At 54.6% G+C, this 18,266-nt stretch carries 21 protein-coding genes and 1 tRNA gene; 8 read left to right on the top strand and 14 right to left on the bottom strand.

The features are described from left to right. The 6 genes from FOY93_RS04405 (at window position 1) to FOY93_RS04380 (ending at window position 2,884) form a co-directional block, all read left to right on the top strand. The gene (locus FOY93_RS04405) at window positions 1–363 is read left to right on the top strand and encodes a hypothetical protein (RefSeq protein ID WP_143344674.1); all 363 of its coding nucleotides are present in this window, start codon (window positions 1–3) and stop codon (window positions 361–363) included. Between the two features lie 146 nt (window positions 364–509). Then, entirely contained in the window at window positions 510–710 is a 201-nt protein-coding gene (locus FOY93_RS04400) for a YodC family protein (RefSeq protein WP_143344673.1), read from the top strand. A 178-nt stretch (window positions 711–888) separates the two neighbouring features. Continuing rightward, on the top strand, window positions 889–1,263 hold the full coding sequence (locus FOY93_RS04395) for a hypothetical protein (RefSeq protein WP_143344672.1): 375 nt from the start codon (window positions 889–891) through the stop codon (window positions 1,261–1,263). A 35-nt stretch (window positions 1,264–1,298) separates the two neighbouring features. Beyond that, window positions 1,299–1,490, top strand: coding sequence for a hypothetical protein (locus FOY93_RS04390; RefSeq protein WP_143344671.1), 192 nt, complete (start codon window positions 1,299–1,301; stop codon window positions 1,488–1,490). 3 nt (window positions 1,491–1,493) lie between these two features. Next, the gene (locus tag FOY93_RS23655; RefSeq protein ID WP_143344670.1) at window positions 1,494–1,844 is read left to right on the top strand and encodes a helix-turn-helix domain-containing protein; all 351 of its coding nucleotides are present in this window, start codon (window positions 1,494–1,496) and stop codon (window positions 1,842–1,844) included. Next, a complete protein-coding gene (locus FOY93_RS04380; protein ID WP_232057389.1) occupies window positions 1,766–2,884 on the top strand; it encodes a site-specific integrase in 1,119 nt (372 codons plus the stop codon). Before FOY93_RS23655 ends, FOY93_RS04380 begins: the two co-directional genes overlap by 79 nt. A gap of 14 nt (window positions 2,885–2,898) precedes the next feature. Here the strand turns inward: FOY93_RS04380 and FOY93_RS04375 are convergent. The 3 genes from FOY93_RS04375 to proB all read right to left on the bottom strand — a co-directional run bounded on the left by FOY93_RS04375 (window position 2,899) and on the right by proB (window position 5,454). Next, a tRNA-Thr gene (locus tag FOY93_RS04375) sits at window positions 2,899–2,974 on the bottom strand. A gap of 111 nt (window positions 2,975–3,085) precedes the next feature. Further along, entirely contained in the window at window positions 3,086–4,339 is a 1,254-nt protein-coding gene (gene proA / locus FOY93_RS04370; protein WP_127729690.1) for a glutamate-5-semialdehyde dehydrogenase, read from the bottom strand. An 11-nt stretch (window positions 4,340–4,350) separates the two neighbouring features. Further along, window positions 4,351–5,454 carry a glutamate 5-kinase gene (gene proB, locus FOY93_RS04365; RefSeq protein ID WP_021242883.1) on the bottom strand — a complete coding sequence of 368 codons (1,104 nt, stop codon included), beginning with the start codon at window positions 5,452–5,454 and terminating at the stop codon, window positions 4,351–4,353. A 304-nt stretch (window positions 5,455–5,758) separates the two neighbouring features. Between proB and phoE the strand changes: the two genes are divergently transcribed. After that, window positions 5,759–6,811 carry a phosphoporin PhoE gene (phoE, locus tag FOY93_RS04360; RefSeq protein WP_111965853.1) on the top strand — a complete coding sequence of 351 codons (1,053 nt, stop codon included), beginning with the start codon at window positions 5,759–5,761 and terminating at the stop codon, window positions 6,809–6,811. Window positions 6,812–6,947: 136 nt separating this feature from the next. On the opposite strand, the gene crl is transcribed toward phoE, so the two are convergent. The 3 genes from crl to gpt form a co-directional block, all read right to left on the bottom strand. Next, entirely contained in the window at window positions 6,948–7,349 is a 402-nt protein-coding gene (gene crl / locus FOY93_RS04355; RefSeq protein WP_008500249.1) for a sigma factor-binding protein Crl, read from the bottom strand. A gap of 57 nt (window positions 7,350–7,406) precedes the next feature. Next, a complete protein-coding gene (gene frsA / locus FOY93_RS04350) occupies window positions 7,407–8,651 on the bottom strand; it encodes an esterase FrsA (RefSeq protein ID WP_133293834.1) in 1,245 nt (414 codons plus the stop codon). A 104-nt stretch (window positions 8,652–8,755) separates the two neighbouring features. Beyond that, window positions 8,756–9,214, bottom strand: coding sequence for a xanthine phosphoribosyltransferase (gene gpt / locus FOY93_RS04345; RefSeq protein WP_010427903.1), 459 nt, complete (start codon window positions 9,212–9,214; stop codon window positions 8,756–8,758). Window positions 9,215–9,474: 260 nt separating this feature from the next. Here gpt and pepD point away from each other — a divergent pair, with 260 nt between their 5' ends. Beyond that, window positions 9,475–10,932, top strand: coding sequence for a cytosol nonspecific dipeptidase (gene pepD, locus FOY93_RS04340; RefSeq protein ID WP_136195229.1), 1,458 nt, complete (start codon window positions 9,475–9,477; stop codon window positions 10,930–10,932). A 77-nt stretch (window positions 10,933–11,009) separates the two neighbouring features. Here the strand turns inward: pepD and dinB are convergent, their stop codons facing one another. The 8 genes from dinB to FOY93_RS04300 all read right to left on the bottom strand — a co-directional run bounded on the left by dinB (window position 11,010) and on the right by FOY93_RS04300 (window position 18,216). Further along, window positions 11,010–12,068, bottom strand: coding sequence for a DNA polymerase IV (dinB, locus tag FOY93_RS04335; protein WP_136195228.1), 1,059 nt, complete (start codon window positions 12,066–12,068; stop codon window positions 11,010–11,012). 107 nt (window positions 12,069–12,175) lie between these two features. Continuing rightward, entirely contained in the window at window positions 12,176–12,379 is a 204-nt protein-coding gene (gene nqrM, locus FOY93_RS04330) for a (Na+)-NQR maturation NqrM (RefSeq protein ID WP_136195227.1), read from the bottom strand. Beyond that, on the bottom strand, window positions 12,379–13,602 hold the full coding sequence (gene nqrF, locus FOY93_RS04325; protein WP_133293832.1) for an NADH:ubiquinone reductase (Na(+)-transporting) subunit F: 1,224 nt from the start codon (window positions 13,600–13,602) through the stop codon (window positions 12,379–12,381). The genes nqrM and nqrF overlap by 1 nt, the downstream gene beginning before the upstream one ends. A 10-nt stretch (window positions 13,603–13,612) precedes the next feature. Further along, on the bottom strand, window positions 13,613–14,209 hold the full coding sequence (nqrE, locus tag FOY93_RS04320; protein WP_023334613.1) for an NADH:ubiquinone reductase (Na(+)-transporting) subunit E: 597 nt from the start codon (window positions 14,207–14,209) through the stop codon (window positions 13,613–13,615). A gap of 6 nt (window positions 14,210–14,215) precedes the next feature. Continuing rightward, window positions 14,216–14,854, bottom strand: a complete 639-nt coding sequence (locus tag FOY93_RS04315) for an NADH:ubiquinone reductase (Na(+)-transporting) subunit D (protein ID WP_045330387.1) — start codon at window positions 14,852–14,854, stop codon at window positions 14,216–14,218. Further along, a complete protein-coding gene (locus FOY93_RS04310) occupies window positions 14,847–15,641 on the bottom strand; it encodes a Na(+)-translocating NADH-quinone reductase subunit C (RefSeq protein WP_143344668.1) in 795 nt (264 codons plus the stop codon). The genes FOY93_RS04315 and FOY93_RS04310 overlap by 8 nt, the downstream gene beginning before the upstream one ends. Continuing rightward, window positions 15,634–16,869, bottom strand: a complete 1,236-nt coding sequence (locus FOY93_RS04305; RefSeq protein WP_143344667.1) for an NADH:ubiquinone reductase (Na(+)-transporting) subunit B — start codon at window positions 16,867–16,869, stop codon at window positions 15,634–15,636. The genes FOY93_RS04310 and FOY93_RS04305 overlap by 8 nt, the downstream gene beginning before the upstream one ends. Window positions 16,870–16,872: 3 nt before the next feature. Further along, on the bottom strand, window positions 16,873–18,216 hold the full coding sequence (locus FOY93_RS04300) for a Na(+)-translocating NADH-quinone reductase subunit A (RefSeq protein ID WP_143344666.1): 1,344 nt from the start codon (window positions 18,214–18,216) through the stop codon (window positions 16,873–16,875). Window positions 18,217–18,266: the final 50 nt, after the last annotated feature.

Raw genomic sequence — 18,266 nt, 5'->3', positions numbered from 1 at the left:
GTGAGAAAGGTTCTGGTAAAACTCGATTCGCATCCCTACTTTCCAGATGTCTGGTTTACAAACAGCAGAGTCTTATACGCTCAGCAGGTATCAAAGATAAGACAGGACCCGGCCGCGCGGGACATTGATGATCTTGCTGGCGTAGTTAGCTCAAACGATAGCCGCTCTCAAATGGTTGTTGGGATATTTGTTGGTGACTCATATGTCCTTGTTCATGAGCTGAGCCATGCAGTGATAAATGTTTTTCATGCCATAGGGATGGATGCTAACACTGTGACCACAGAGGCCTTCGCTTATCTGATGGAGAGTTTTTACCGGCAATGTACTGACCATCTGAATGCATGGAGCGTAAGCAATGCCTAACCCATTCGACGCATAACAAACCCGCACATCGCGGGTTTTTCTTTATCCGGAGTCACCATGCAATACAACCTTATCCTGGCTGCCATCGCGGGTCTTATTGCATGGGCGGCTATCTCTTCACTCATTCACATGTCAGAGGGCTTGTTATGGCTAAATTTGCTGTGGGCGCGTTAGTTCAGCTTAAGTCTGGAGGCATCAGAGGGATGGTTGAGAGCCAGATTGAGCCGGATAGCGACCATCCGAAATACTGGTGCAAATGGGATGACGGCAACTACTCAGTGCATCACGAACACGAACTTCGCGCGGCTACTGTTGATGAGCCTCGCGTGTATAAGAAATTAGCGTAAGGAGATGAAAATGGACGTCAGTGGACTAAAAGGCATCATATCTCGAAAGCTTGAAATTCCTATCTCAGATATCGGTCGAGAAGACTTCAGGGAGTATGGAGTTAGATTTCGATATCTCGGTTCTTCATATCGAGCGACGACGGACCTTGCTGTATAGAAAGTTGAGGGAGGATGCCTGGTGACGGACGATGATGCAAGGCGGATTGAAAAACTGTTGCGCACTGAAGAATGGGATGGCGAGGGATTGCCTCCTGCGGGGTGTCGCGTAGAGGCTAATTACGGTGGAGAGTGGGTAGAGGCCACGGTTGCTTACACTGATAGACCTGAAGCGCATGGTGATGCAGTAGCATGGAAGGAAGCGCTTGTATTTGACTGCAAGACAACGCGCCCTTTCTGGGCTGATGAATTCCGCCCTATCCGCTCAGAAGCAGATAAGAAGCGCGATGAGGCCATCAAGAAAATTTGCGAGGTGCTTAGTGTTGGTAAAAACACAGAAGATGACGCAAAGAATATCTACGAATACATCAAGTCAGGAAAAATCGTAATCGACTAGACCGCCGCAATGGCGGTTTTTATTGGAGATAGATAATGGGCATGATGACTTTTGTTGTTGAGTTTGATGATGGAAAGGAGCCGCCGGTACACGCGAATATGGATGTTCTAGGCGGGAAGCTTGCTCGTGTTGCCTGGAGTGATGTTATTCAGGATATGGACGACATGGAGATTAATCACAGAGCGGAGCTGGCTCAAGAAGAGTTCTACCGTGACATTCAGGGGTAAGCCATGGAATCACACAGCCTCACACTCGATGAGGCCTGTGCTTTTCTAAAGATATCCAGACCTACCGCTACTAACTGGATTCGCACAGGCCGCCTTCAGGCGACACGCAAAGACCCCTCCAAACCTAAATCCCCATACCTCACTACACGGCAAGCCTGCATTGCGGCGCTTCAGTCTCCGCTGCATACTGTCGGCGTGAGCGCGGGTGATGGCATAGCAGAGGAACTGAAATGTCACTATTCCGCAGAGGTGAAACCTGGTACGCCAGCTTCACATTGCCAGACGGCAAAAGATTTAAGCAGTCTCTTGGGACAAAGGACAAAAGGCAGGCCACGGAGCTTCATGACAAGTTAAAGGCCGAAGCATGGAGGGTGAGTAAGTTAGGCGAGACACCTGATATGACCTTTGAGGAAGCTTGTGTCAGGTGGCTGGAGGAAAAGTCGCACAAGAAGTCACTGGATGACGACAAGAGCCGGATCGGATTCTGGCTACAGCATTTTGCAGGAATGCAGTTGAAGAATATTACAGAAACGAAGATTTACTCTGCCATCCAGAAGATGACCAATCGGCGGCATGAGGAGAACTGGAAGCTCATGGAAGAGGCGTGTCGCAAGAAAGGAAAGCTGCCTCCAGAATACAAACCAAAGCCTGCAGCGGTTGCCACAAAAGCAACTCATCTCTCATTCATTAAGGCGCTTCTCAGGGCGGCAGAGCGTGAGTGGAAGATGCTGGACAAGGCTCCGATCGTCAAAGTTCCTCAACCGAAGAACAAACGCATCAGATGGCTTGAACCTCACGAGGCGAGAAGGTTGATTGATGAATGTCCGGAGCCGCTTAAGTCAGTCGTAGAGTTTGCGCTTTCTACTGGCTTAAGACGTTCGAACATCATCAATCTGGAATGGCAGCAGATAGACATGCAGAGAAAGGTTGCATGGATTCACCCGGAGCAGAGCAAGTCCAATCAGGCCATTGGCGTGGCGCTGAATGATACTGCTTGCCGGGTGTTGAAAAAGCAAATCGGCAATCACCACAAGTGGGTGTTCGTTTACAAGGAAAGCAGCACAAAACCTGACGGGACTAAATCACCCGTTGTCAGGAAGATGCGCTACGACGCTAACACTGCGTGGAGGGCGGCATTAAAACGATCGGGGATTGAGGACTTCCGCTTTCATGACCTGAGACATACTTGGGCAAGTTGGCTTGTCCAGGCTGGAGTTCCGATTTCCGTGTTGCAGGAAATGGGTGGCTGGGAGTCAATAGAAATGGTTCGCCGATATGCTCACCTTGCACCGAATCACCTAACCGAGCATGCACGACAAATTGACTCGATTTTCGGGTCTTCTGTCCCAAATCTGTCCCATAGTGAAAATAAGGAAGGTACAAATGATGCGTAACTACTTGATATGACTGGTGCCGATAATAGGAGTCGAACCTACGACCTTCGCATTACGAATGCGCTGCTCTACCAACTGAGCTATATCGGCCCTGAGAGGCCGGTTACGAGTGTAACCACGGGGCAAAAGGTTAGATCTAACCGGGTGATGCGTCAATGCCCTTTTGAATCAAACGGCTACTTTTGCATCACCCGTGATTATTTACGCACGAATCGTATCGTCACCGAAGCCGATCCACTTATACGTGGTCAGTGCTTCCAGCCCCATCGGACCGCGCGCGTGCAGTTTCTGCGTGCTGACCGCCACCTCGGCACCGAGGCCGAACTGGCCGCCGTCGGTGAAGCGGGTGGAGGCATTCACATACACCGCAGAGGAATCCACTTCGTTCACGAAGCGATCGGCATTGCGCAAGGTGCGCGTCAGGATGGCGTCAGAATGCTGTGTGCCATGCTCACGGATGTGCGCAATCGCGTCGTCGAGATCGCTCACGATTTTCACGTTCAGATCCAGTGACAGGAACTCGTCGTCGTACTGCTCCGCGTTGACGGGAACCACGTTAGCCGGGCCATCCTGCAGCAGCGCGAGCGCACTGGCGTCAGCATGCAGCGTCACGCCGCTCTCGGCCATCTGTTTACTCAGGGCCGGCAGGAAGGCGTTTGCAATGTCCTGATGCACCAGCAGCGTTTCCACGGTGTTACAGGTGCTTGGACGCTGGGTCTTCGCGTTAACGATAATCTTCAGCGCCGGTGCAATCTCAGCGCTGTCGTCTACCACGATGTGACATACGCCGATACCGCCGGTGATCACCGGAATCGTCGACTGCTCGCGGCATAGCTTGTGCAGGCCCGCGCCGCCGCGTGGGATCAGCATGTCGATGTATTTGTCCATGCGCAGCATTTCGTTGACCAGCGCGCGGTCCGGGCTCTCAATTGCCTGCACGGCACCCGCCGGCAAGCCACACTCTTCCAGCGCCTGCTGAATGACTTTCACCGTCGCGGCGTTGGTGCGCCAGGTCTCTTTCCCACCGCGCAGAATGGCGGCGTTGCCGGTTTTCAGGCACAGGGAGGCGACATCCACCGTCACGTTTGGTCGGGCTTCATAAATAACGCCGATAACGCCGAGCGGCACGCGACGGCGCTCCAGGCGTAAACCGCTGTCCAGCAGCCCACCGTCAATCACCTGCCCTACCGGGTCGGCCAGATTGCATACCTGACGAACATCGTCGGCGATGCCTTTCAGGCGGGCCGGGGTCAACGCCAGACGGTCGAGCATCGCTTCGCTCAGACCGTTGCGGCGCGCTTCCAGTAAATCCTGCTCGTTGGCGAGCAAAATCTCCTGAGACTGTGATTCGAGATAATCAGCGATTTTTTCCAGCACGCGGTTTTTCTCGCGGCTGGAAAGGAGCGCCAGTTTATAAGAGGCGGCCTTCGCGGCGGCGCCCATTTGTTCCAGCATGTTCTGGCTCCTTAACGAATAATCATGTCATCGCGATGCACGGCAACCGGGCCATATTCATAGCCCAGAATGGCGTCGATCTGCTGCGAATGGTGACCCGCGATGCGGCGCAGGGCATCGCTGTTATAGCGGCTTACGCCGTGGGCGATGTCGCGGCCTTCGAGGTTACGAATACGGATCACTTCACCACGGGAGAAGTTGCCTGTCACGCTTTTAATTCCTTTAGGAAGTAATGAACTTCCTCGTTCCAGAATCGCGGCGGTTGCCCCTTCATCGACGACGAGTTCACCCGCAGGCGGCGCGCCAAATATCCAGCGCTTACGGTTTTCCAGCGGGGATTCCTGAGCGTGGAAGCGGGTGCCGACGGAGATGCCTTCCATCACGTCGCCAATCACGCCAGGGCGGCTGCCGGCGGCAATGATGGTGTCGATACCGGCGCGGCACGCTACGTCAGCGGCCTGCAGCTTGGTCCCCATACCGCCCGTTCCGAGGCCGGATACGCTGTCACCGGCGATGGCGCGCAGCGCATCATCGATGCCGTGAACGTCGGTAATCAGCTCGGCTTCCGGGTTAGCGCGCGGATCGGCGGTGAACAGCCCCTGCTGATCGGTCAGCAACAGTAATTTATCGGCTCCGGCCAGAATGGCCGCCAGCGCAGAGAGGTTATCGTTATCACCCACTTTGATTTCAGCGGTAGCAACGGCATCGTTTTCGTTAATGACCGGAACAATATTGTTGTCCAGCAGCGCGCGCAGGGTATCGCGGGCGTTCAGGAAGCGCTCTCTGTCTTCCATATCCGCACGCGTCAGGAGCATCTGCCCGACGTGAATGCCATAGATAGAGAACAGCTGTTCCCAGAGTTGAATGAGTCGGCTTTGTCCCACGGCGGCCAGCAGCTGTTTGGAGGCGATCGTCGCGGGGAGTTCGGGGTAACCCAGGTGTTCACGCCCGGCGGCAATCGCCCCGGAGGTCACAATCACAATACGATGCCCTGCGGCATGTAACTGAGCGCACTGACGTACAAGCTCAACAATGTGGGCGCGATTTAGGCGGCGCGATCCGCCTGTTAAAACACTGGTACCGAGTTTTACCACCAGCGTCTGGCTGTCACTCATGATTCTCTGCCGTTCAACGATAAGGGAAAGTAATGTCAAACGAACGTTTTAACAGGAGTCAGCCCCGTTGCCAACTGCCTTAGCACATCGCGAAACACTTTGTTGCGCGGGATCAGGAAGCGTAGCGGGAGAATTTGACAGTTTTATTACCGAAATAATAAATCACAGTTTTTTAAAATTATTCTTAGTTTGTCATAAAAGTTTCATTCCAGAACGATAAAACCCTTCCTGTTTTTTCACGGGACTTAAGCATGAGCTTATCGTCCAGCGAATTTTTTAGCGCGTTTATAAGACAGGATCGAAAATGAAAAAGAGCACTCTGGCATTAATGGTTATGGGCGTAGTGGCTTCTGCATCCGTTCACGCAGCTGAAGTTTATAATAAAAATGGTAATAAGCTGGACGTGTACGGCAAAGTGAAAGCCATGCACTACATCAGCGATGATGCTACCAAAGATGGCGATCAGACTTACGTTCGTTTCGGTTTTAAAGGCGAAACGCAGATTAACGATCAGCTGACGGGCTATGGCCGTTGGGAATCTGAATTCGCAGGTAACAAAGCCGAGAGCGACTCTACTCAGAAGACGCGTCTGGCGTTCGCGGGCCTGAAGCTGAAAAACTTTGGTTCACTGGATTACGGTCGTAACCTGGGTGCCCTGTATGACGTCGAAGCATGGACCGATATGTTCCCTGAGTTCGGCGGCGACTCTTCCGCGCAGACCGATAACTTCATGACCAAGCGTGCGACCGGTCTTGCCACCTACCGTAACACCGACTTCTTCGGTGCGGTTGACGGCCTGGACATGACCCTGCAGTACCAGGGCAAAAACGAAAACCGCGACGCCAAGAAACAGAACGGTGACGGTTTTGGTACCTCTCTGACATATGACTTCGGCGGCAGCGATTTCGCCGTCAGCGGCGCCTACACCAACTCTGACCGTACCAACGCTCAGAACCTGCTGGCGCGTGGCCAGGGCCAGAAAGCAGAAGCCTGGGCAACAGGTCTGAAATATGATGCGAACGATATTTATCTGGCTGCAATGTATTCAGAAACCCGCAATATGACGCCAATTTCCGGTGGGTTTGCAAATAAAGCGCAGAACTTTGAAGTGGTCGCACAATATCAGTTCGACTTCGGTCTGCGCCCGTCCCTGGGATATGTCCAGTCTAAAGGCAAAGATATCGAAGGTATTGGCGACGAAGATCTGGTGAAATATATTGACGTTGGCGCGACCTATTACTTCAACAAAAATATGTCCGCCTTTGTTGATTATAAAATCAACCAGATTGACGACAAAAATAAACTGGGCGTGAGCAGCGATGACATCGTTGCACTGGGTATGACCTACCAGTTCTAAGATTATCCGAATAAGAAAATCCCGGCAGTTGAGCCGGGATTTTTTTTGCCCGGTGGCGCTGCGCTTACCGGGCCTACGGGATAGTGCATTTTGTAGGCCGGGTAAGGCGAAGCCGCCACCCGGCGCTGTGACGCTATCAGGCAGTCAGCTTCACCGCTTCGCTGGAAAAGTCATCTGCGGGTTCGAACTTGAGATCCAGAGTCGCCAGCAGTGCGCTCGCTTTGTCGTGAAACTCTTTCAGGGTGTATTCCAGGCGGTCAATGACTTCCTGATCTTTAATGGTGGTCGCCTGCCAGTTGCCGTCTTTATTAAACAGGCCAAACTGGTAGCTATACGTAAAGCGTTTTTCCTCTGCTTCCATTTCCATCCACCAGCCCCAGAATTCACGTTTTTCGGGTGCAGGCTTCACGTTGACGCATACAGCCAGGCAGTCGAAAAAAAAGCGATTCTCTTCACACTGCTCTTCTCGAATATACGGGCCAAGAGCCATGAACTTCTTAATCAATCTACTTTTCGGGTGTCCACTCGGTAACGTCATTGCGATCTCCTTTTGTGAAGCCACTGTTTTACCAAACCAGCGAAATTTAGCAATCTATTAACACAATCTCTGAGCTATCCAGCGCGTAATCTCTTTCAGTGCTTTGTCGAAATTCTGATAGACCGGGCTGAACGGCACCTCAAGCAATTTGCCATCCGCAGATGACGAAGTGATTAAGCGCGACTCTTCTTCCGGGCTAAACGGATCGTTTTTCCAGAACCCAGAGAGCATCGGCGTTGGGCAGCGACGTCCCAGCAAGCCTTGCGTTTTTAACGAGTAGCGATTGAGCTCAACGCGCAGCGCTTCGTCTGATGCATCATGCATGCCAAGACGGCTGGCCAGCACATCAAGGTACATTTCAGGTACGTTGCCCTGACGGGCAGGATCGCTGAGCAGGGCGTGTACGACCGGGCCGAGGCAGGCGACGGCTTTAAGGCGAGAAGATTCAAGGTAAGCCAGACGCACCGCGACGTTCGCGCCGAAACGGAAGCCGAATGCCGCCACGCTGGTGTGGTCAACCCAAGGAATGTTTTCCAGTGCTTTTAGCGCATGCTGGTGCAGCAGGCTGGAGTCCTGAGTCAGTTTCCATTTGGAGGAGAAACCAATTGAAGGCATATCAAGCGTCAGCATCGCGATCCCTTTTGGTGCGAAGTAGCGCTCATACAGGCTGTAATAGTCGATTTGCAGCGAATCCAGCCCGCCGCACATGAGGACGGTCGGGAACGGGCCTTCACCTTCAGGCATATGCAGGAACCCGGTAATGGATGACCCACCCGGAATGGTAAACTCGAGTTCGCGCATCTGGCCCGGCAGGCGTTGAGCCGCCTCTTCGTAAGCGCGATTCGCCAGCGCCTGTGCCTGCTCAGCAAGCTCATCACCTTTCAGATGTGGATAAGCGGCAATGGCGTAGAGATTGGCCGCATGCAGCCAGTGCTTGCCGCTGCGCGTGGCATCCTCTTCCTGGCTGGCTTTTTGCTGCCAGACCATCGCCTGTTTAGACCACTCATAGATCCAGTTTCCGCCACGGTAGCCCACCACGGTATCATAGAGTTCGCTGTCGGTACGCTCGGCTTCACTCATCACGATACGTGCCTGCACATCGAGGATTTCACGGGGGTCGATACCGCGCCAGATCCACATCAGGCGATTAATCATGCGATACCAGTGAGGCACGTTTTTACCGTCTAACGCGGACTGGACGGCAGGCTGGGTACCCGGATTAAAGCGACGCACCAGCGTCGACGTTTCAGGGTGTTTGAAACGGGGTTTGAAGAGTGTCTCGGTGAGATTCGCCTGCGTCATTGCGTTGCCTCCATGAATACGTCATATGAAGACTATTGTAACGCGTGGCAGGCCAAAAAGAACAACGCCCGACATAGCCGGGCGTGTAAAGTTACGTACTGGTATTAACGGCCTGAAATAGGCGGTACAAAGACCACGCCCATATCCCATGGCTGTTCAATCCAGGTATCCTGCGGGATATCAATCACGTAATCGTCAACCAGCGGGCGGCCAGCCGGTTTAGCGAAGATAGTGACGAAGTGCGCTTTAGGATACATTTCGCGGATAGCGACCGCAGTACCGCCGGTATCCACCAGGTCATCAATAACGATGAAGCCTTCACCGTCACCTTCCGCACGTTTCAGCACGGTCAGCTCGCGCTGGTTGTCATGGTCATAGCTGGAGATGCAAACGGTATCGACATGACGAATACCCAGCTCACGTGCCAGCAGCGCCCCCGGTACCAGACCGCCACGGCTGACGGCAATAATGCCTTTCCACTGTTCGGAAGGCATCAGACGCGCAGCCAGTTTGCGTGCGTGAATCTGCAACATGTCCCAGGTGACGACGTATTTTTCGCTCATGTGAAGTGTCCCAGCCTGTTTTTATACGGCTTAAAAAGTGTTCGAGGGGGAAATAGGTTGCGCGAGATTATAGAGATCTGACGCACTAAAAACCAGTGTTTAGCGCCCTCTGCCTGAGTTTTTACATGCTTTATGCTACCAGCCAGCAGAGAAAGTGGTATTCTCAGTTTCATCTCGCAAGCCTGACTTGTGGTAACTATTAACCTGCTAACCCTGTGACCTGCAACCCTGTTTGCAGCGCCTCGACAAGGAGACTTATCGTGTCTGAACTGTCTCAACTATCTCCGCAGCCGCTGTGGGATATTTTTGCCAAAATCTGCTCCATTCCACACCCTTCCTACCATGAAGAACAGCTTGCCGAACATATTATGGGCTGGGCGAAGGAAAAAGGTCTGCATGCTGAACGCGACCAGGTTGGCAATATTCTGATCCGCAAACCTGCAACCGCAGGCATGGAAAACCGCAAACCGGTTGTGCTGCAGGCGCACCTGGACATGGTGCCACAGAAGAACAACGACACCGTTCATGACTTCACCAAAGACCCGATTCAACCGTACATCGACGGCGACTGGGTGAAAGCACGCGGTACCACGCTGGGCGCGGATAACGGCATCGGTATGGCGTCTGCGCTGGCGGTGCTGGCTGACGACCGCGTTGAGCACGGTCCACTGGAAGTGCTGTTAACCATGACCGAAGAAGCGGGCATGGACGGCGCTTTCGGTCTGCAGGCGAACTGGCTGCAGGCGGATATCCTGATCAACACCGACTCAGAAGAAGAAGGCGAGATCTACATGGGATGCGCGGGCGGGATTGATTTTATCTCTACCCTGCCGCTGTCTCGCGAAGCGATACCTGCGGGCTTCCAGACCTTCAAGCTGACGCTGAAAGGTCTGAAAGGCGGCCACTCCGGCGGCGATATTCACCTGGGTCTGGGCAACGCCAACAAGCTGCTGGCACGCTTCCTGGCAGGCCATGCGGCCGAGCTGGATCTGCGTCTGGTGGATTTCAACGGCGGTACCCTGCGTAACGCGATCCCACGCGAAGCGTTCGCCACCGTAGCGGTTCCAGCAGCAAAAGCGGACGAGCTGAAAAAACTCTCCACCGTGTACCTGGATATCCTGAAAAACGAACTGTCGGCGAAAGAGAAGAACCTGACCGTAGTGCTGGAATCTGTTTCTACAGATAAAGCCGCGCTGACCGTGCAGTCTCGTGACACCTTTGTTCAGCTGCTGAACGCGACGCCAAACGGCGTGATCCGCAACTCTGACGTGGCGAAAGGCGTGGTGGAAACCTCACTGAACGTGGGCGTGGTGACCATGAGCGACGACAGCGCGGAAATCATCTGCCTGATCCGCTCCCTTATCGACAGCGGTAAAGAGTACGTGGTGAGCATGCTGGAATCTCTGGGCACGCTGGCGGGAGCAAAAACCTCTGCAAAAGGCAGCTACCCGGGCTGGCAGCCGGATGCAAGCTCTCCGGTGATGGCGCTGGTGCGTGAAACTTACCAGCGTCTGTTCAACAGCACGCCAAACATTCAGGTGATCCACGCGGGTCTGGAATGTGGTCTGTTCAAGAAACCGTATCCGGATATGGATATGGTGTCCATCGGGCCAACCATTACCGGTCCACACTCGCCGGATGAGCAGGTTCATATCGAAAGCGTCGGTCACTACTGGACGCTGCTGACTGAACTGCTGAAAGCGATCCCTGCGAAATAACATCTTCATCCCAGCCCTCTTCCTGTGGAAGAGGGTGAAAAATCCAGGCCCGGTAAGCGTAGCGCCACCGGGCTTTTTTACAATCCCAGAACCAGCTGTCGCTCTAGCTGCGGATCCAGCAGCGTGACGTGCAATCCCACCAGCCTTACCCCTCGACCGCCCCGGCGCTCTTCCCATGCCTTTTTTGCCGTCGCGATAAGATCGTCTTTATTCAGTCGCGGCCAGACGTGTTCCTGCGTGGTCTGCTGGAAATCGTTGAATTTTAATTTGATACCCTGACGGGCAATCAGCAGGTCAGGCTTCACCTTGATTAAACGCCGTTCCAGCTCAGGATAAAGCTGTTCCGTGATGATCATTTCGCATTCAGACCAGTCATGTATATCTTCAATGAGGGTGCGCTCAACGCCGACGGATTTACGGAGCCGCTCGCTGTTCACATCGCGATCGTCAATTCCCTGGCTGCGCTCCCACAGCACGCGGCCAAACTTCCCGAAACGCTTGAGCAGCATGGCGAGATCGCTATGCTGCACGTCTTCACAGGTCCGTAGCCCCATGCTTTCCAGCTTTGCGGCAGAAACTTTTCCTACCCCGGGGATTTTGCCGAGCGGCAGCGTTTTTAAAAATGCAGGCACCTCTTCCGGTGTGATGACGTACTGACCGTTGGGCTTATTTAAATCGGAGGCGATTTTGGCAAGGAATTTAACGGGCGCGACGCCCGCCGACGCCGTCAGATTCAGCTCGTTGAAAATCGTCTGGCGGATCTCCTTCGCCATCAGCGTGGCGGAGCCGTGGCAGTGAACGCTGTCGGTCACGTCCAGATAGGCTTCGTCGAGCGACAGCGGCTCTATGAGAGAGGTATAGCGGGAGAAGATTTCCCGGATGTGAAGGGAAGCCTCTTTATAGGCTTCAAACCGGCCGGGCAGAAGCGTGAGATGAGGACAAAGCTTTAAGGCCATCGCCGTCGGCATGGCGCTGCGCACGCCAAATTTGCGCGCAGGATAGTTGGCGGTGCTGATGACGCCACGCTGAACGCGGCTGCCGCCAATGGCGATGGGAATATCCCGCAGCGCCGGGTTGTCTCGCATCTCCACTGCGGCAAAAAAGCAGTCCATATCAACATGGATTATTTTGCGCATAGTATGCCCTCACTTATTACTGGATAAGTATACAGTAAACAAATGAGGGTTGAGAAGCGTGCGTGGAAATTGTCGGGTGACGGCTTCGCCTTACCCGACCTTCAAGATTAAATGATGCGCTGCTGCTCGCGCGCCATCCTTTTCTTTCGAGCATCGCACGGTTCCGGGCAGTCGCAGACCTTCTCCATACCAATGGAGGAAATACCGCCGCAGCTGCCCTGAATGCTTTTCCGCTTAACGATCCAGCCTAACGACATGCCGAAGATGACAAGCACAAAAATCACAAAGGTTGCCAGAAACGTCAGCATCATCAGCCTCCAAAGTCGTCGAGCAAGATGCTCTCATCTTCGACACCGAGATCTTTCAGCATCTTAATCACGGCGGCGTTCATCATCGGCGGGCCACACATATAGAACTCGCAGTCCTCGGGTGCCGGGTGCTGTTTGAGGTAGTTTTCATACAGCACGTTGTGGATGAACCCCGTATAGCCCGTCCAGTTATCTTCCGGCTGCGGATCGGAAAGCGCAACGTGGAAGGTAAAGTTCGGGTTTTCACGCGCCAGCTGTTCAAACTCGTCGTCGTAGAACATCTCGCGCAGCGAGCGCGCCCCGTACCAGAAGCTGATTTTACGCTTGCTGCCGAGCCGCTTGAGCTGGTCAAAAATGTGCGAGCGCATCGGGGCCATACCGGCACCGCCGCCGATAAAGACCATTTCCGCGTCGGTATCTTTCGCGAAGAACTCCCCGAACGGACCGGAGATCGTCACCTTATCTCCCGGCTTCAGGGACCAGATGTATGACGACATCACGCCCGGCGGTGCATCCGGCACATTCGGTGGCGGCGTTGCGATACGCACGTTGAGCATGATGATGCCTTTCTCTTCCGGGTAGTTAGCCATCGAGTAGGCGCGCAGCGTCGGCTCTTTTACCTCCGATACAAAGCGGAAGAGATTGAATTTGTCCCAGTCGGCGCGGTACTCATCCGGCACGTCGAAGTCCGCATACGCCACGGTATGTTCAGGACACTCAATCTGAATGTATCCTCCGGCGCGGAACGGAACATCTTCCCCTTCCGGTACCCGCAGCTTCAGCTCTTTAATAAAGGTGGCTTTGTTATCATTAGAGATAACCTCGCACTCCCATTTTTTGACGCCGAAGATCTCTTCCGGCAGCTCAATCTTCATGTTCTGGCGCACCGCGACCTGGCAGGCCAGACGGCAGCCCTCTTTCGCTTCAAGCTTTGTGATATGCGCCAGCTCGGTTGGCAGAATATCGCCACCGCCCTCTTTTACCGTCACGCGGCACTGCCCGCAGGAGCCGCCACCGCCGCAGGCTGACGAGACAAAGATCCCATTGCCCGAGAGCGTATTGAGCAGTTTGTCACCCGCTGGCGTGCGGATCTGATTCTGCGGCTCGTCGTTAATATCAATCACCACGTCACCGGAATTCACCAGCTTCGCGCGCGCCGCCAGAATTAACCCTGACAGCACCAGTACGATCAGCGTGAACATCACCACGCCAAGGATAATTTCCATCTGTTAGCCCTTATAGCTGCACACCGGAGAAGGACATAAAGCCCAGCGCCATCAGCCCGGTGGTGATAAAGGTGATCCCTAAGCCACGCAGACCCGCAGGCACGTTGGCATATTTCATTTTCTCGCGGATCCCCGCCATGGTGACAATCGCCAGCATCCAGCCGATGCCGGAACCAAAACCGTACACCACGGATTCACTGAAGTTGTAATCACGCTGAACCATAAACGAGACGCCACCAAAGATGGCGCAGTTCACCGCGATCAGCGGGAGGAAGATCCCCAGCGCGTTGTACAGCGACGGGAAGTACTTATCGAGGATCATCTCGAGGATTTGCACCAGCGCCGCGATCACCCCGATAAAGGTGATGAAATTCAGGAAGCTGAGATCAACCCCCTCCACCAGTGCGCCGTCACGCAGCACAAAGTTGTAGACCAGATTGTTAATCGGAACCGAAAGCCCCAACACAACGGTGACCGCCACGCCCAGTCCAAATGCCGTGGATACCTTTTTAGACACGGCAAGGAACGTACACATGCCCAGGAAAAACGCGAGCGCCATGTTTTCAACAAACACCGCCCGCACAAACAAACTCAGGTAATGAGCCATCGTCGGTTACTCCTTTTCCTGCTGTTCTGGTCTCAACGTACGAATCAGCCAGATCAACAAACCGATAATGAAAAATGCGCTAGGGGCCAGCAGGAACAGGCCGTTTGGCAGATACCAGCCGCCGTTCTGCACCGTGTCCAGCACCGTGATGCCAAACAGCTTGCCGCTGCCAATCAGCTCGCGCAGAAACCCAACCGTAAGCAGGATCGCGCCGTAGCCGAGGCCGTTGCCGATACCGTCCATAAAGCTCGCCAGCGGCGGCATTTTCATGGCGTAGGCTTCCGCACGCCCCATGACGATACAGTTAGTAATAATCAGCCCGACAAACACCGAGAGCTGTTTGGAGGTTTCATAGGCAAAGGCGCGCAGCAGCTGATCGACCACGATCACCAGCGAGGCGATGATCGCCATCTGGACGATGATCCTCACGCTGTTGGGGATGTGGTGGCGGATCATCGAGATAAACATGCTGGAGAACGCCGTGACCAGCGTAACCGCCAGCGTCATCACTACCGCCGTTTCCAGTTTGGTCGTCACCGCCAGGGCTGAACAGACGCCCAGCACCTGCAGCGTGATCGGGTTATTGGCGAGCAGTGGGCCAATGAGTACTTTTTTGACTTCTTTCAGTTCACCGGTATCAGCCATTGTTCAGCGCTCCTTCACGTACGTTTTTCAGGAAAGGACCAAAGCCCAGCTCGCCCATCCAGAAATCAAAACTGTGCTGCACGCCTTTTGATGTGAGCGTGGCGCCGGAAAGCCCGTCAACGGCGTAGTCGTCACCGGGACGAGCCGCCCCTTTCATCACCTTCAGCGCAGGCAGGCCGTTATCGTCGAGCACTTTCTTGCCGACAAACTGTGCCCGCCAGTTAGGGTTCTCAACTTCACCACCCAGCCCCGGGGTTTCGCCCTGGTCGTAATACGTAATGCCTTTGACCGTGCGGCCATCGGTATCAAGAGCGACAAAGGCATACATCATTGACCACAGACCATTACCGTAAATAGGAAGTACCACTTCCTGAATGCGTTTTTGGGGATCGCGAACCAGATAAACTTCGGCAAGGTTGCTGCGACGCTTAATCCCCGCGGGATCCTGGGATGCCTCCAGCGTCAGGCTCATCTGCGGATTTTTAAGCGCCAGCGCCTGGTTGAATTTTGCCGGGTCTTTATCGAGCAGTTCACCCGTTTTTAAATCCACCAGACGCGCCGAAATACGTTCAGCAAAGACGGCAGAAACGTCGTCTGCGCTCATTCCTTCCTGCATCAGCCCGGCGACGGCCAGAATGTTGCGCTGTTTATCCAGCTCACGTTGCTCCTGCTGCAGGGGTTTTAACCCCACGGCAGAGCCGGCTACGACAATGGAGCAGACCAGGCAGAGCACCAGCACCACCATCAGCGTCTTGCTGATGCTGTCGTTATTTTTTACTTCAGCCACGCGCCTTCCTCCGCTTGATGTTGGCCCGCACCACCAGGTAATCGAACAGCGGCGCAAACAGGTTGGCAAACAGAATGGCCAGCATCATCCCCTCCGGGTACGCCGGGTTGACCACGCGGATCAGGACACACATTGCGCCAATGAGCACGCCATAGCTCCATTTACCTTTGTCAGTGAAGGAGGCTGACACGGGGTCGGTTGCCATGAACATCATGCCGAACGCGAAGCCACCCAGCACCAGATGCCAGTACCACGGCATGGAGAACATCGGATTGGTGGTCGAACCGATAACGTTGAACAGGGTGGCGGTCAGCACCATGCCGATCATCACGCCCGCAACAATTCGCCAGGAGGCCACGCGGCCAAAAAGAATGATCGCGCCGCCAAGCAAAATCATCAGCGTAGAGACTTCTCCGATGGAGCCCGGAATGTTGCCAATAAAGGCATCAAACCAGGTCACGGGCTGACCCGTCGCGTTGTTCACCAGCGTTTCGCCGCCGTGTGCGGCCCACTGTGAAAGCGGCGTCGCGCCGGAAAAGCCGTCTGCCGCCGTCCAGACCAGATCGCCTGAGATTTGCGCCGGATAAGCAAAGAACAGGAACGCGCGCCCCGCCAGCGCAGGATTAAGGAAGTTACGCCCGGTCCCACCGAAGATCTCTTTGGCAATTACCACGCCGAAGCTGATGCCCAGCGCCGCCTGCCAGAGCGGCAGTGTGGGTGGAACAATCAGAGCAAAAAGAATCGAGGTCACGAAGAAGCCTTCGTTGATCTCATGTTTACGGATGATAGCAAACAGCACTTCCCAGAAGCCGCCCACGATAAATACCGTGATGTAAATCGGCAGGAAGAACACTGCGCCCAGCGTCATCATGCTCAGCCAGCCCGCATCTACAGCGAAGCTTACCCCTAACGACTGTGCCAGACGGTAGTGCCAGTCGGACTGGATCACCTGTGCCAATTGCTGTGCATCGTACATGTGGTGCAGCGCCGGAATGGTCTGCAGGCCGACGTTGTACATGCCCCAGAACATCGCGGGGAACACCGCAAACCACACAAGGATCATCATGCGTTTCAGGTCGATAGCATCGCGAACGTGCGCCGCCCCTTTCGTCACCAGCCCAGGCGTGTAGAAAATAGTCGTCGTGGCTTCATACAACGGGTAGTACTTTTTGAGCTTCCCTTCGGTAAAGTGCGGCTCAATTTTTTCAAAGAGGTGTTTTAAGCCCATCGGTTATCCTTCCTGCTCAATGCGGGTTAACACCTCGCGCAATACCGGTCCATATTCGTATTTGCCCGGACAGACATAGGTACAGAGCGCCAGATCTTCTTCGTCCAGTTCCAGACAGCCCAGCGCCTGCGCGCTATCGGTATCCCCAGCGAGCAGATCGCGCAGCAGCATGGTAGGCAGAATATCCAGCGGCATGACGCGCTCGTAGTTGCCAATCGGGACCATGGCGCGCTCGCCGCCGTGCGTGCTGGTCGAGAAGCTAAACAGCTTATTACGCAGGAAGTGGCCCAGCGTAGTCCGGGTGACGGAGTATTTTTCCGCACCGGGCAGCACCCAGCCGAACAGCTCTTTTTCGCGCCCTTCCTGCACAATGCTGACCTGCAGATGGAAACGTCCCAGATACGCGTGCGCATTGACAGCATGGCGGCCACTGAGGACCGAACCGGAAATCAGGCGGTTTTCACCCTCTTTCATTTCCCCCACCAGCAGTTCATTGATGTCTGCCCCCAGCAGCGTCTTCACCAGGCGCGGGTTTGCAGCCTGCGGTCCACCGATGGCGATTATCCGTTCAGCGCAGAGTTCACCAGTGGTGAAAAGCTTACCGATGGCGATGACGTCCTGATAATTAAGGTGCCAGACCTGTTTCGTCAGGCTTACTGGCTCAAGGAAATGGATGTGCGTCCCGACCAGCCCCGCCGGATGCGGGCCAGCAAACTCATTAAACGTGACCTGCCCTTGCGGATGCCCCCCAAGCTTGCCGCCGCCGGCCTGGCAAACGTGGACTTTCCCCGAAGTCAGGCGGGTTAAAACGGTCAGTCCGGCATCAAAGGCTTTGCGCTGCGCCAGAATAACCGGCTGCGGATCCACGCTGAGCGGGTTGGTGTCGATTGCCGTGACGAAAATCGCGGCCGGTTCCGTGCCCGGAACAGGGGATTTGCTGAAGGGACGCGTACGAAGCGCGGTCCATAAACCGGACGCCAGAAGCTGAGCCTGAACGGCGTCACGGTTCAGCGCAGCGAGTTCTGCGGCGTCATAATGGGCAAACTCACGCTTTTCATCGCCTTCAATGCGGATAACCACCGACTGCAGAACGCGCCGTTCGCCACGGTTGATGGCCACAACGGTGCCGCTCGTGGGGGCCGTGAACATCACGCCGGGATTTTTTTTGTCCTCGAAGAGCGCCTGTCCTTTGATCACGCGATCGCCCTCCTGTACAAGCATTGAAGGGCGCATTCCCAGATAGTCGTCGCCCAAAATGGCGACATGACGGACGCTTGCGCCTGTCGAAACGTGCTGCGCGGGCACGCCTGCAATCGGCAGATCAAGTCCTTTTTTTATTTTAAACATGTGGTTAGCAGGTTTCCATGAACAACAATCCAGTGGGCGCAAAGTGTAAC

It is taken from the genome of Enterobacter sp. 18A13 (assembly GCF_007035975.1).
Taxonomy (GTDB): domain Bacteria; phylum Pseudomonadota; class Gammaproteobacteria; order Enterobacterales; family Enterobacteriaceae; genus Enterobacter; species Enterobacter vonholyi.
Note: the sequence above shows the minus strand (reverse complement) of the source record. Positions and strands in the feature narration are given on the sequence as shown.